The sequence below is a fragment of the Sporosarcina cyprini genome, from assembly GCF_022048975.1.
In the GTDB taxonomy this organism is placed as follows: domain Bacteria; phylum Bacillota; class Bacilli; order Bacillales_A; family Planococcaceae; genus Sporosarcina; species Sporosarcina cyprini.
The window spans coordinates 305021-318860 of record NZ_JAKMHX010000038.1 but is presented as its reverse complement, the minus strand read 5'-3'; the positions used below and the strand labels follow the sequence as shown (position 1 = coordinate 318860).

Annotated in this window: 13 protein-coding genes; 9 read left to right on the top strand and 4 right to left on the bottom strand. The window is 44.5% G+C overall.

The annotated features are described in order from the left end of the window. Positions 1-134: 134 nt before the first annotated feature. Both L7D49_RS20125 and L7D49_RS20120 read right to left on the bottom strand, forming a co-directional pair. Positions 135-338, bottom strand: a complete 204-nt coding sequence (locus L7D49_RS20125) for a YlaI family protein (protein WP_238084330.1) — start codon at positions 336-338, stop codon at positions 135-137. A gap of 24 nt (positions 339-362) precedes the next feature. Continuing rightward, positions 363-860, bottom strand: a complete 498-nt coding sequence (locus tag L7D49_RS20120) for a peptidyl-prolyl cis-trans isomerase (protein ID WP_238084328.1) — start codon at positions 858-860, stop codon at positions 363-365. Positions 861-1039: 179 nt separating this feature from the next. On the opposite strand from L7D49_RS20120, the gene L7D49_RS20115 reads away from it, so the two are divergent. The 3 genes from L7D49_RS20115 to pyc all read left to right on the top strand — a co-directional run bounded on the left by L7D49_RS20115 (position 1040) and on the right by pyc (position 6009). Continuing rightward, positions 1040-1321, top strand: a complete 282-nt coding sequence (locus L7D49_RS20115) for an Fpa/YlaN family protein (protein ID WP_238084326.1) — start codon at positions 1040-1042, stop codon at positions 1319-1321. Positions 1322-1382: 61 nt separating this feature from the next. Beyond that, the gene (locus L7D49_RS20110; RefSeq protein WP_238084324.1) at positions 1383-2564 is read left to right on the top strand and encodes an FtsW/RodA/SpoVE family cell cycle protein; all 1182 of its coding nucleotides are present in this window, start codon (positions 1383-1385) and stop codon (positions 2562-2564) included. A gap of 7 nt (positions 2565-2571) precedes the next feature. After that, entirely contained in the window at positions 2572-6009 is a 3438-nt protein-coding gene (gene pyc / locus L7D49_RS20105) for a pyruvate carboxylase (RefSeq protein ID WP_238084376.1), read from the top strand. 334 nt (positions 6010-6343) lie between these two features. Here pyc and L7D49_RS20265 read toward each other — a convergent pair whose 3' ends face one another. Both L7D49_RS20265 and L7D49_RS20100 read right to left on the bottom strand, forming a co-directional pair. After that, positions 6344-6475, bottom strand: a complete 132-nt coding sequence (locus tag L7D49_RS20265) for a hypothetical protein (protein ID WP_269136077.1) — start codon at positions 6473-6475, stop codon at positions 6344-6346. Positions 6476-6551: 76 nt separating this feature from the next. After that, positions 6552-7466: a COX15/CtaA family protein gene (locus L7D49_RS20100; protein ID WP_269136076.1), complete on the bottom strand. Its 915-nt coding sequence runs from the start codon at positions 7464-7466 to the stop codon at positions 6552-6554. Between the two features lie 323 nt (positions 7467-7789). Here L7D49_RS20100 and cyoE point away from each other — a divergent pair, with 323 nt between their 5' ends. From cyoE to ctaG, 6 genes are all read left to right on the top strand, one after another. Then, positions 7790-8707 carry a heme o synthase gene (cyoE, locus tag L7D49_RS20095; RefSeq protein WP_238084322.1) on the top strand — a complete coding sequence of 306 codons (918 nt, stop codon included), beginning with the start codon at positions 7790-7792 and terminating at the stop codon, positions 8705-8707. A 98-nt stretch (positions 8708-8805) separates the two neighbouring features. After that, positions 8806-9870: a cytochrome c oxidase subunit II gene (gene coxB / locus L7D49_RS20090; protein ID WP_238084320.1), complete on the top strand. Its 1065-nt coding sequence runs from the start codon at positions 8806-8808 to the stop codon at positions 9868-9870. A gap of 32 nt (positions 9871-9902) precedes the next feature. Then, positions 9903-11777, top strand: a complete 1875-nt coding sequence (locus L7D49_RS20085) for a cbb3-type cytochrome c oxidase subunit I (RefSeq protein ID WP_238084318.1) — start codon at positions 9903-9905, stop codon at positions 11775-11777. After that, positions 11777-12403 carry a cytochrome (ubi)quinol oxidase subunit III gene (locus tag L7D49_RS20080; RefSeq protein WP_238084316.1) on the top strand — a complete coding sequence of 209 codons (627 nt, stop codon included), beginning with the start codon at positions 11777-11779 and terminating at the stop codon, positions 12401-12403. Before L7D49_RS20085 ends, L7D49_RS20080 begins: the two co-directional genes overlap by 1 nt. 1 nt (position 12404) lies before the next feature. After that, positions 12405-12752, top strand: coding sequence for a cytochrome C oxidase subunit IV family protein (locus L7D49_RS20075; RefSeq protein WP_238084314.1), 348 nt, complete (start codon positions 12405-12407; stop codon positions 12750-12752). Positions 12753-12901: 149 nt separating this feature from the next. Next, entirely contained in the window at positions 12902-13816 is a 915-nt protein-coding gene (gene ctaG / locus L7D49_RS20070; protein ID WP_238084311.1) for a cytochrome c oxidase assembly factor CtaG, read from the top strand. Positions 13817-13840: the final 24 nt, after the last annotated feature.

Sequence of the window (13840 nt, the reverse complement as noted above, 5' to 3'; positions counted from 1 at the left end):
GCGGAAATCAACATTTTCTATTATTACTTCCATTGTAAAAGAAAAAAGACTGTAGGCAAACTCTGTAATTTCTCGAGTTTGTCTACAGTCTGGGACTCTGTCGTATCTTGACAGAGTCCTTTTTTTACGTATTATTAAAAATCTTTTTCTGACACATGCGAGCTACGGTAGAACGTAAAGTTGCCGGTCGCCAGGCGTTTGCTTGTTTCATCCGCAATCCGCTCGTGGCAGGTGTCACACATATAGGTGTTGATCGGATGATTGCGCAGCTTCTTTGTGAGCGGCAGATCATCCGGTAGTTGACCGATTTCATCGCATAAGACGCATTTTACACGCATCTCCTCAACTCCTTCAAATTGGTATTAATCCACACGGATCGCTGTAACACCCTTGATTGGGTTATCGCGATTCGACCCGTCACGGAAAAGCACATAGACGGGACCGCCTTCTTTAACGGGTTTTCCTTCAATACTATATTGAAGAATCATATCTACTGCATCCTTAAGAGGGAAAGTATGCTCCCCCTCACCGGTTACGAATGAAAACGTAGTGGCGCTTTCTCCGGGTTCGGCGTTTTTAATGAAAGGTTCAAGCAGCATGCCAAATGTGCCTGTCAGCATTTTTTGTTTTTCGTATTTCTTCTCGGTCTTTAAAGTAGGAGGGAACGTAGCCCCTTCCATAATTTCGCGGGACCAATGCTTGCCCATCGCTTCTTTATACTCTTCCATTTCGTCCCGTTCTACATGCTGGTCAGTAAAAAAGGTATCGAGATCAAGTCTTCTATCGTCAAAAATCCACACGGTCGGATCTAACGTGATACTAAATTTAACATTTCCTGTCACAGGGATAATTGTTTCCACTTCACAGAACCTCCTACATAATTAAAACGTCATAATGTAAGTATACCGCTTTACTTCATCGGAGGAAAGTCATTTACCATTCCCGGCGGCCAAGGGAAACACTTGCATTTTATCTTATCAAAAGATACAATTTACGTATGGTCACCATGTTGGAATAATAGGTGAATGGGGGCGTCCTCATGGATATAGAAGTGCGAGAGACATATCAAGAGAAAGCGTTAAAGCAACTTCAGGCAGATGCCGAGAAGATCGCTCAACTCATCAAAGTGCAGATGGATCATTTGACGATGCCTCAATGCCCACTTTATGAAGAAGTGTTGGATACGCAAATGTACGGGTTATCTAGAGAGATTGACTTCGCTGTCAAGTTGGGCTTGATCGAACGCGAAAAAGGAAAGGAAATCCTCTCCTTGCTTGAAAAAGAAATGAATGTCTTGCATGAATTATATACAGACAAATAGACGTAAGACTCAAACTCGTTAAAGGTTTGAGTTTTTTATTTAATGAAAACGGGGAATTGCCATGAAAAATTACGTTAAAAGAATGATTAAGAACTTCGATTTTCCATTATTTTTTACATATGTGCTGCTCTGTTCGTTCGGTCTTGTCATGATTTACAGCTCCAGTATGGCTTGGGCGGTAAATAAGTATGGATATGCTCCGGATCATTTCTACAGAAAGCAGCTTATTAACCTTACAATTGCGGCCATTGCTTTTTTTGTTGCCGCCTTTTTCCCGTTCCAAAATTATAAAAGGAAAGGGTTCATGGTCTCCTCTGTCGTTATCATGTTTTTCCTGTTAATCTTAGTCCATTTCATTGGATATGGTGGGGATGTCGGAGCGCAAAGCTGGATCCAACTGCCTAAGCTAGGTAGTATTCAACCATCGGAAGTGGCCAAGCTTGTTATTATCATTTATTTTGCGAGCGTTTTCGCGAAAAAATATGAAGCTGGAACGATTGATGATATTAATAGATCGATTGCTCCGCCGGTTTTCATCTTAATTCTAGCTGTTGGTTCTATCATGACAGAAACGGATATCGGGACTTCTTTTATCATTTTAATGGCAGCTTTGGCGGTGCTGGCTTCCAGTGGCATTAAAGTACGAACCTTTGGGAAGATCTGCGGTTATATTGGCCTGGCAATGATTCCAATGGCCATCGGCATTTTCTTGGCATGGGATAGCATTATGACTCCTGGCCGGAAAGGGCGGATCCTGTCTTTCTTGAACCCGTTTGACTATATGCAGGGATCGGGCTATCAGATTGCAAATGGGTATATCGCAATCGGAACAGGCGGAGTGAAAGGACTCGGATTGGGGAATTCGATTCAAAAACTCGGGTATTTGCCTGAGCCGCAAACCGATGTCATCATGGCTGTCATTTCAGAAGAAACAGGTATCCTAGGTACGTTTATTGTTATTGGGGGATTAGGATTTATCGTGCTGCGTGCCCTTTTCATTGCAATGCGCACAAAGGATCCGCAAGCAAGGATGCTTGCTGCGGGGATTGGCAGTGTCATCGGCATCCAGACATTTGTCAATATTGGAGGGTTAACCGGCTTGATTCCACTGACTGGTGTGCCGCTCCCGTTTATTAGTTATGGCGGAACTTCAATTATTCTGTTATCTTTAGCTTTAGGAATATTGATGAACGTGTCAATGTTCGTAAAATACAAAAAGAATACTAGCAAAGGGAGTGCCTGAAGTGGAAATGGGAGAAATTAAGAAAATTCTCGTAGCAAACAGAGGCGAAATCGCCATCCGTATTTTCCGTGCTTGTACAGAGCTGAAAATACCGACTGTCGGCATTTATTCTGCCGAAGACAGAGGTTCTTTCCATCGTTACAAGGCTGATGAGTCCTATTTGGTCGGCGAGGGGAAAAAACCTATTGATGCGTATTTGGATATTGAAGGAATCATCCAAATCGCAAAGGAATGCGGTGCAAATGCTGTTCATCCAGGTTACGGCTTTCTGGCTGAAAACGTCCAGTTCGCTAAGCGTCTCGAAGAGGAAGGCATCATATTCATCGGTCCTAAATCAGAGCATCTTGATATGTTCGGCGACAAGGTCAAAGCGCGGGAACAGGCGATTCGCGCAGGCATTCCCGTAATCCCGGGCAGTGACGGGCCAGTAAAATCGATGGAAGAAGTCAGTTCTTTCGGTGAGGAATACGGGTATCCGATTATCATAAAAGCTTCCCTTGGAGGCGGGGGACGTGGAATGAGAATTGTCCACGATGCCGGCGAAGTAGCAGAAGCATATGAGCGCGCAAGATCCGAAGCGAAATCTGCGTTTGGCTCTGATGAAGTATATGTGGAGAAATATATTAACAAACCAAAGCATATTGAAGTTCAAATCATAGGTGATACATATGGCAATGTCGTCCACCTCTATGAACGGGATTGTTCGATTCAGCGACGCCATCAGAAAGTCGTGGAAATCGCACCATCTATCTCTCTTGATGATGAATTAAGAAATGCGATCTGTGAGGCAGCTGTCGTATTGATGAAAAATGTTTCTTATGTCAATGCCGGAACAGTCGAGTTCCTCGTGTCGGATGGAAAGTTTTATTTTATTGAGGTGAATCCTCGAATCCAGGTGGAGCACACCATTACAGAAATGGTGACAGGTGTCGATATTGTCCATGCGCAAATCCATATTGCGAATGGCAGTGATTTGCATGAAGGCAAGGCGGCTGTACCTAAGCAGAATGAGATCCCGCTGTTCGGCTATGCGATTCAATCTCGCGTCACGACAGAAGATCCGTTGAACGATTTCATGCCGGATACTGGAAAATTGATGGTGTACCGGTCAGGCGGCGGATTTGGGGTAAGGCTGGACGCCGGAAACGGTTTCCAAGGAGCTGTTATTACGCCTTATTATGATTCCTTGTTAGTGAAAGTCTCTACATGGGGCACGACTTTTAGAGACGCGGCAGCTAAAATGGATCGCAATCTACAGGAGTTCCGTATCCGCGGAATTAAAACGAACATTCCGTTTCTTGAAAATGTCGTACGGCATGAAAGCTTCCTGACAGGCAATTATGATACAGGATTCATCGACAGCACGCCGGAATTGTTCGAGTTTCCGGTTCGGCTTGACCGAGGCACCAAGCTTCTAAACTATTTAGGAAACGTAACCGTAAACGGTTTTCCGGGAATCGGCAAGCAATCCAAACCGGTTTTCCATCCGGTTCGTAAACCGGCAGTCGATCTATCAACTCCGCCAGCTCCAGGAACAAAGCAAATTCTAGATGAGCGTGGTGCGGACGGACTGATCGAGTGGGTGAAAAGCCAAAAAGATGTCCTGTTGACAGATACGACTTTCCGGGATGCCCATCAATCCCTCCTGGCAACGCGTGTGCGGACATCCGATCTTCTCAATATTGCATCTGAATCTGCTCGACTTATGCCCGATCTGTTTTCCTATGAAATGTGGGGCGGCGCCACGTTTGATGTTGCGTACCGATTCCTAAAGGAGGACCCATGGGACAGGCTGGAAAAATTGCGGAAACAAATTCCGAATGTATTGTTCCAAATGCTGTTCCGCGGAGCCAACGCGGTAGGCTATTCCAATTATCCTGACAATGTTATCCGTGAATTTGTCAAAAATGCAGCAGAGGCGGGAATCGATGTCTTCCGCATATTTGACAGTCTTAACTGGATTAAAGGGATGGAAGTGGCAATTGAAGCAACGAGGGACGCAGGTAAGGTCGCTGAAGCGGCTCTATGCTATACAGGTGACTTGTTGGATGAATCCAGAGCGAAGTATACTGTGGATTATTATAAGAAGATGGCGAAGGAATTGGAAGCTACAGGAGCTCATATTCTGGCAATCAAAGATATGGCAGGATTGTTAAAGCCGGAGGCAGCTTATCGTTTGATTTCAGAATTAAAAGACAGCATATCTATACCGATTCACCTTCATTCTCATGACACGAGCGGCAATGGAATTTACATGTATGCCCGAGCGATCGAAGCTGGCGTCGATATTGTCGATACAGCACTTGGAGCCATGGCTGGACTGACATCCCAACCTTCCGCCAGCTCATTGTATTACGCCTTGCAATATGGCAAGCGGAACATCCGAGCAGACGTGAAAGCACTGGAAGATCTGTCGTATTATTGGGAAGATGTACGAAAGTATTATCAGCATTTTGAAAGTGGCATGATCAGTCCGCATTCCGAAATCTATGTACACGAAATGCCGGGAGGCCAATATTCCAACTTGCAGCAGCAGGCGAAAGCAGTGGGCCTTGGCGAACGATGGGAAGAAGTGAAAGAGATGTATTCCCGCGTCAATATGATGTTTGGCGATGTCGTGAAAGTAACGCCTTCGTCTAAAGTAGTCGGGGATATGGCATTGTTTATGGTACAGAACCAGCTGGATGAGGAAACTGTCATCACGAGAGGGAAATCAATCGACTTCCCTGAATCGGTCATTGAATTCTTTGAAGGGTATATCGGGCAGCCGTATGGCGGATTCCCGGAAGAATTACAGCGCATCGTCTTGAAAGAAAGAAAGCCGATCACTGTGCGGCCGGGTGAACTGCTGGATGATGTAGATTTTGAAGCAATCAAGCAAAAACTGGAGGGCATGGTGGAAGGGCAGGCAACGATGCAAGATGCACTAGCCTATGCGCTATATCCAAAAGTATTTGAAGAATACTCTGCCGTGAAAAAACAGTTCGGCGATGTATCAGTCATCAGCACACCAGAGTTTTTATTCGGAATGCGTCTCGGCCAGGAAATCGAAGTGGAAATCGAACGAGGCAAAACGTTGATTGTGAAACTCGTTTCTATCGGCGAACCACAGTCCGACGGTACACGGATCATCTATTTCGAAATGAACGGCCAGCCGCGTGAAGTGCAGATCCAAGATATGAGTGTGGAAGCGGACGTCGTACGTAAGCAGAAAGCGGATCCATCGAATGATACGCATATTGCGGCGACAATGCCGGGCACTGTGCTAAAAGTGGCCGTCTCGGCAGGCGCAAAGGTGAAAAGGGGAGAACACTTACTCATCACCGAAGCGATGAAGATGGAAACAACCATCCAAGCACCGTTCGCGGGCACCGTCAAAGCCATCCACGTCGGAGCAGGCGAAGCCATCTCGACAGGCGACTTGCTGCTTGAATTGGAACATTAAGTAACTAGAGCAACTTCATAAGTGAATGTGTGAAACAGGCGGAGAAAAACGAGTTGTTTTTCTCTGTCTTTTTTCTATATCCGTCGCCCGATGCACTCGTTTCTTCCACCAAGCGCTCGTATCCGCTGTCGAACCACTCGTATATTCTTTTAATCGCTCGTATCCGCTGTCGAACTGCTCGAGTATTCTTCTAATCGCTCGTATCCGCTGTCGAACCACTCGTATCCGCTGTCGAACCACTCGTATATTTCTTCAAATCGCTCGTATGCGCTGTCGAATCACTTGTATATTTTTCCAATCGATCGTATCCGCCGTCGAACCACTCGTATATTCTTCAAATCGCTCGTATGCGCTGTCGAACCACTCGTATATTCTTCAAATCGCTCGTATCCGCCGTCGAACCACTCGTATATTCTTCTAACCGCTCGTATTCGCTGCCGAGGCACTCGTATATTCCTCTAACCAACAGTGGAATTCTTCATAAAAAAAGGACTATCCCGAAAGTCAGCATCACTGACGATCGGGATAGTCCCATTTCCATATTATTTGTCCCTTTGGCGGCTTCGTGAAATTAGCAAAACCATATAAGTCAGCAATCCGAATAGTAATGTGACAAACAAGGAATGCAACAACGCCAAGTACAAGTTCAGTCTTGTCAAAACAACAGATGCTCCTGCGAGAACTTGCAAGCAGACGAGAATGAAAGCGATGATCCATCCCCAATAAATGATACGTGAGTTTTTATAATTCCGGTACGCATGGAGAGCTATGATGGCAATCCAGATGAAAATCAATGCTGCGGCAAATCGATGGCTCATTTGGATCCATTCCCAAAAGTTTGCGGGAAGCTGGAAGTCTCCATTACGGCACATCGGCCAGTCGGTACAGGCAAGTTCAGATTCGGTATGCCGTACAAGCGCTCCGGTGTAGATGACGAGATAAGAATAAATTGTCACGCCAATCGTATGCCATCGCATTTTTTTACCAATGATAATCTTGTCCGCATCGAATTTCTTATCCACTTCAAATATCAGAAGTGTTAACAGGAACACGGAGGCAAATGAAATGAGTGATATGCCGAAATGCAGAGCGAGAATAAAGTCTCCTTGGCCCCAGAGTACTTGGGCGGCTCCAATCAGTGCCTGAAGAATTAAAAAGAATAAAGCCATGAACGAAAGGAATTTTGTCTCGCGTATATGGCCGATCGATCTCCACGACCACACAGATAAGATGAGAATAAAGATTCCAACTGCCCCGGTGACTAACCGGTGGGAGAATTCGATGAGCACTTCTGGTGTGATTTCATCGGGAATCAGTTGTCCGTTGCAGCCAGGCCAATGACGGCCGCAGCCCATGCCGCTGTCTGTTTTTGTGACAAGCGCACCGCCGAGGAGGATTAGAAGCATCCCGATCGTGGAGGCGACTGCAAACCACTTTAAATATTTATGATAACGCAAATTTAGCACCTTCTTTGTGAATGATGACCATCGTGCAAAAAGGCCCTGTTTTTTGATGATAGCGAAAAAGCCGGCAAAAAACAACGTCCATTGGGTGAAAAGTGAGCATTCTATGTCCTTTTCACAAATTGTTCATAAAAAAGCCCCTTTAACTTCACAAAAGGTATACGGAAATGATTTACTATAGATAGGGTGAAGGGGTAATTATGTCGAAGTATTGCGCATTCTTAGCTGTTTTTTTGTTTAAGTATAGAAATCGGCGCAGGATTTCGATATAGTTAAATATAGTGGCTATTGCCGACATCATGGAAAGGAGGGTAACTATGTCAAACGGTCGAACGATATCAACGTCCACTGAAACGTCCGTCGAATCGGCTTCCTTATTAAAAGATTTTCTAGCACTCATTAAGATCGGCATTGTCAATTCAAATCTCATAACGACATTTACAGGCTTGTTCTTGGCAATCCGGCTGGCTGATAAGAGCTTCATCCAAAACTTGGATCTGCTTATCTACGCCTTGCTTGGTACTGCTTTGATCATTGCCGGGTCTGCAGCTTTGAATAACTTGATTGACCGGGATATCGATCCCATCATGTCAAGGACAAAATCGCGTCCGACGGTGACTGGGCGATTCAATGCGACGGCTGTGTTGGCACTTGCACTCACTTTCTTGGCAATTGGAGAAATCATGCTGTTCCTTGCATCCGCTGCAGCAGGATGGCTGGGGATTGCAGGCATTTTCAGCTACGTTGTGCTCTATTCCATGTGGTCCAAACGGAAACATGTGGGCAATACAGTAGTAGGAAGCTTGTCAGGCGCGATTCCGCCGCTGATTGGTTGGGCTGCAGTTGAGCCGTCCCTTGGAATGGGCGCGTGGGCTTTGTTTTTAATCATGTTCGCTTGGCAGCCGCCGCACTTCTATGCGCTTGCTATGCGAAGAACAGAAGAATACCGTGCCGCGAACATACCGATGCTGCCAGTTGTAAAAGGTTTTGCAAGAACGAAGAGATCGATATTCGGATGGATTCTGATCTTATTCCCATTGCCATTCCTATTGTCTGAACTTGGCATCGGATTCATCATCCTAGCCACACTATTGAATGTAGGCTGGCTATACTTAGCGATCAAAGGCTTTAAAGCAAAAGAGGATCTGAAATGGGCGACTTCCATGTTCGTTTATTCTTTGAACTACATGACGATTCTTTTTGTTTCCATGATCATCTTTTCTATTTTCATTTAAAGGCGGGAATTTCTTCTTTTTGACAGGAATTCATTATAGAGAGGTCTAGCGTCCTCAGTAAAAGAAAACATTTTTTAGAAAGAGAGGTATACGAAGCGATGATGAAAGGACTCAAAAAATGGCGTCTCTTTTCTCTATTAGCAGTTCTTACGGTTTTCCTTGCAGGATGTGGACAAGAAGAACTTTCCACGCTTCTTCCGGCTGGTCAGGTCGGTAAGGATCAGTTCAATCTACTGCTATTATCATCAGGAATCATGTTACTGGTCATTATTGTTGTAGTAGCAATCTATCTGATCGCCCTATTCCGTTTCAGACGTTCGAAACTAGGTGAAGATCATATTCCTGAACAAGTGGAAGGAAGCCATACGCTTGAGCTTGTATGGACGATCATCCCGATTCTTCTTATTTTGCTTCTTGCTGTACCGACAGTTTATTACACGTATAAACTTGGAGATGTTTCAGCAATGGGAGCAGTTGATGATGAAGGGAATCCTGAAAATCTAGTTGTCGATGTTACAGCTAAATTATACTGGTGGGAATTTGAATACCCGGATCTAGGTATTGTAACTGCACAGGAACTCGTTGTACCGACAGATGAAAAGGTTTACTTCAATCTACTTGCTGCTGATGTAAAGCACTCCTTCTGGATTCCAGCAGTTGGCGGTAAGATGGATACGAACGTTGAAAACGTCAACAAATTCTATTTGAAATTTGACAAAGATTCCACTGACCTGAAGGACGGCGTCTTTTATGGTAAGTGTGCGGAGCTTTGCGGACCGTCTCACGCTTTGATGGATTTCAAAGTTAAGACTATGCCTCGTGCTGAGTTTGATAAGTGGGTTGCAGCGATGCAAGCAACGAAAGATGAGCAAGTTGTAGCGAATCCGCAAGGTGAAGAAGTATTCGAAGCAAGCTGTATTACTTGTCATGCCAACTCTGGAGTAGGTGAGAGCGGTGCGTTCGGACCGAACCTTGCTACTTTCGGGGATCGCAACCGGATTGCCGGTTATATGGACCATACAAAGGAAAAATTGATCGAGTGGATCAAAGATCCTCAGGAACATAAACCAGGCAACACAATGCCAGCTTTCAAAGACCAGCTTTCAGATGAAGAACTGGACGCGTTGGCTGAATACTTAATGGGATTATCAGTAGAAAAATAATTTCCACTTGAATTTGTAGAGGAGGTAACAAAGTGAGTTCAGTTGCTCAAAAAAAGGGTTTTGGCGCAACGCTATGGGATTGGCTGACAACAGTCGACCATAAGAAGATCGGAATCCTTTACTTCCTTGGAGGCGGGTTCTTCTTCGTTGTCGGCGGAATCGAAGCGATGTTGATCCGTTGGCAGCTCCATAAGCCAAACAACGATTTCGTCAGTGCAGGACTTTTCAATGACTTGATCACGATGCACGGAACGACGATGATTTTCTTAGCGGCCATGCCGATTTTATTCGGATTTATGAATGCCATAGTACCGCTTCAAATTGGAGCACGGGACGTTGCGTTCCCATTTATTAACTCGTTAGGTTTTTGGATGTTCTTCTTCGGAGGATTATTCCTGAATATTTCTTGGATTTACGGTGAAGTGCCGGATGCAGGATGGACTTCTTACGCGTCCCTATCTCTTGCATCACCTGGCCATGGTATCGATTTCTACGCTATCGGGCTTCAAATAGCCGGTGGTGGTACGTTGATGGCGGGGATCAACTTCCTGGTTACAATCATTAACATGCGTGCACCAGGTATGACCTACATGCGTATGCCATTGTTTACATGGACGACGTTTGTTGCGTCTGCGATGATTCTCTTCGCATTCCCTCCATTGACAGTTGGTTTGTTCTTCTTGACATTTGACCGCATGTTCGGAGGTAATTTCTTCCATCATGCGATGGGTGGAAACACGATCATTTGGGAGCATATTTTCTGGATTTTCGGTCACCCTGAAGTTTATATTCTTATTTTGCCAGCCTTCGGTATTTTCTCTGAGATTTTCTCTACATTCTCAAGAAAACGACTGTTCGGTTATCCATCCATGGTATTCGCGACTGTCCTTATCGGATTCCTCGGATTCATGGTTTGGGCTCACCACATGTTCACAGTTGGTCTAGGACCGACAGCGAACGCAATCTTTGCAGTTGCTACAATGGCGATCGCTGTTCCGACAGGAGTTAAGATCTTTAACTGGCTCTTAACTATGTGGGGCGGAAGCATCAAGGTGACAACACCAATGTTGTATGCACTTGGTTTCATCCCATCTTTCGTAATGGGTGGAGTTACAGGTGTCATGCAGGGTGCTGCGCCACTTGACTATCAATTGCACGATTCTTACTTTATCGTTGCCCACTTCCACTACGTAATCGTTGGTGGGGTTGTGCTTGCGATCTTGGCAGCGACTCACTACTGGTGGCCAAAAATGTTTGGTACGATGCTGCATGAAGGCCTTGGAAAAGTGACATTTGTGTTCTTCTTCATCGGCTTCCACATGACATTCCTTATCCAGCACTGGTTAGGATTCTGGGGTATGCCGCGCCGAGTATGGACATTCATGGACGGCCAAGGATGGAATATGGCGAACTTCATCAGTACGATCGGTGCTGTTCTTATGGCAATCGGCGTTATTGTACTCGTCATCAATATCATCATTACATCTGTTAAAAATGTTCGGGTATCCAATGACCCATGGGGTGACGGACGTACACTTGAATGGGCGATCGAATCTCCGCCTGTTTATTACAACTTCCCGACAACACCGCTTGTCCGTGGATTGGATACAGTTTGGATCGAGAAAATGGAAGGAAATGAAGCCGGTTATACAGCAGCGGAGCCTGTTAAGGATATCCACATGCCAAACGGTTCCATCATTCCGTTATTCATGTCTTTAGGTTTGTTCGTTGCAGGTTTCGGTGCGATGTTCCGTACGGAAACAAGCTGGGGACTTCCTGTTCTCATCATCGGTCTGGCTTTCACATTTGTCTGCATGTCTGCCCGTTCATTGATTGATGATACTGGCTATTACATTAAAAAAGATGAATTGCTTCGTGATATGAAGCGCAAAGGAGGTCAAGCATAATGGATTTGAATAAAAAATTCACTCCAGAAACATGGCCTGATCATCCGGAAAAAGCGACACTTGAAGCGAAAAATAAGTTTGTCGGCTTCTGGCTATTCCTTGGCGGAGAAACAATTCTCTTCGCGACTTTGTTTGCGACGTATATTGCACTTAAAAACTCCGGGCCAAGCGGTTTCGGTTTTAGTACGCAAGAACTTTATGAATTGCCACTTGTTTTTGTTATGACGATGTTGCTTTTAACATCTTCTTTAACAAGTGTTTATGCGATGTATCACCTGCGGAACTACAATTTCAAAAAGATGCAGCTTTGGCTTGCAATCACAGCATTGCTAGGCCTTGGCTTCCTCATCCTTGAAGTCTATGAGTTCTCCCACTATGTGAAAATCGGATTCACTTATGGCAATAGTGCCTTCAGTTCTTCCTTCTTCACATTGGTAGGAACTCACGGTTTCCACGTTGCGATTGGTCTTGTTTGGATCACATTACTTATTTTCCGTAATGCGAAAAGAGGCTTGAACCTTTATAATGCAACTAAGTATTACACCTTCTCGCTTTACTGGCACTTCATTGACGTTGTGTGGGTATTCATCTTCACTGTAGTCTACTTGATGGGAGTGATAGGTTAAGATGGCAGAGATCGAAGTTTACAAAAGGACGCCTGCTGAGCAGGCCATGTTGAAGAAACGGGCAAAGCAGTCGATGAAAGGCCAAATCATGATGTTTTCCCTCATGATCTTCTTGACTCTTATTTCGTTTTCGATGGTTGTCGCATTTGAAAGTGGAGTAGCTGGTTTCTCCAAATACTTCGTTGTTCCAATGCTGATGCTTTTCGCGGCTGTCCAAGTCGGTTTACAGTTGTATTATTTCATGCATATGAGTGAAAAAGGCCATGGCATTCCACAAATGTTCATGTTTACAGGAGCGCTATTCGGTTTCCTCATTCCATTGACTTTCGCTACAATTGTTTGGTGGTAATCAAAAACTCCACGGATTTCAAATCCGTGGAGTTTTTTTATGAATTTGCATGTCTAATTTGTACAATTGCAAATGTCAAAGTTCGTTCATTGTCATCGAAGACGGAACGTTCTATAATGGGGGTAGTCTGAAAAAGGAGCGATGGCATAATGCCTTTAAGTATTTTTGGGTTTCGTGCCTTATGGAGTCCTTATTTTTTGTTCTTCATACTGGCTGGTATTGTTTTATATTTCCTGCTGACGAAAAAATGGAGGAATCGGTTTGAAGGCAGTGAACAGGTGACCCGCAGGGAGATTACCTATTTTCTTCTTTCCATGTTTCTTCTTTATGTGGTAAAAGGTTCTCCAATGGATCTGCTCGGACATATTCTATTCTCTGTCCATATGGCGCAAATGGCCATCCTGTTATTAATTGTCGCACCGTTTTTCATCATCGGTATACCGGATTTTATTTGGAAAAAGGTCTTATCCGTTTCAATTATTGACCGTATCGTCCGGTTGTTTACCAAACCGATTATTAGCCTGATGGTTTTCACACTGATGTTTTCGTTATATCATTATCCGTTAATTTTGGATTATATTAAGCTCAGTCTCGTTCTTCATGCTGTTTTTACCATCACTTTATTCATAGCTGCACTATTCCTTTGGTGGCCAATTGTTAACACACTGGAAAGCCAGCCAAAGCTTCACGGATTGAAAAAAATTGGCTATGTTATTCTAAGTGCTATTCTTATAACACCTGCATGTTCTCTTATCATTTTTGTGGACGTGCCTGTGTACGAAACGTACTATAGCGGAGAAGCTTGGTTGAAAGCGATGGCACTATGTGTTCCGCCGGGGACTTTGTCGGGCTTATCCATTTCAGGTCCTGAGCTCTTTACGAATATGCCAACATTATATGATCAGCAATTGGGCGGTATCATTATGAAAGTGATCCAGGAGCTGATTTATGTTGTTGTAATCGGAAAGATTTTCATCCAGTGGTATCGTGACGAGCAAATGAATGCAGATGAAATTACGAAGAAGGCATTGATTGACCGTCAAAACCTGGAGTATCATAACTAAATTGCACAATTTCTAGACGAGGGG

Excerpts from the sequence above, each read along its gene's own strand:
- L7D49_RS20125 (WP_238084330.1), bottom strand. The coding sequence starts at position 338 with ATGCGTGTAAAATGCGTCTTATGCGATGAAATCGGTCAACTACCGGAT.
- L7D49_RS20115 (WP_238084326.1), top strand. The coding sequence starts at position 1,040 with ATGGATATAGAAGTGCGAGAGACATATCAAGAGAAAGCGTTAAAGCAA.
- L7D49_RS20110 (WP_238084324.1), top strand. The coding sequence starts at position 1,383 with ATGAAAAATTACGTTAAAAGAATGATTAAGAACTTCGATTTTCCATTA.
- pyc (WP_238084376.1), top strand. The coding sequence starts at position 2,572 with ATGGGAGAAATTAAGAAAATTCTCGTAGCAAACAGAGGCGAAATCGCC.
- cyoE (WP_238084322.1), top strand. The coding sequence starts at position 7,790 with ATGTCAAACGGTCGAACGATATCAACGTCCACTGAAACGTCCGTCGAA.
- coxB (WP_238084320.1), top strand. The coding sequence starts at position 8,806 with ATGATGAAAGGACTCAAAAAATGGCGTCTCTTTTCTCTATTAGCAGTT.
- L7D49_RS20080 (WP_238084316.1), top strand. The coding sequence starts at position 11,777 with ATGGATTTGAATAAAAAATTCACTCCAGAAACATGGCCTGATCATCCG.
- L7D49_RS20075 (WP_238084314.1), top strand. The coding sequence starts at position 12,405 with ATGGCAGAGATCGAAGTTTACAAAAGGACGCCTGCTGAGCAGGCCATG.
- ctaG (WP_238084311.1), top strand. The coding sequence starts at position 12,902 with ATGCCTTTAAGTATTTTTGGGTTTCGTGCCTTATGGAGTCCTTATTTT.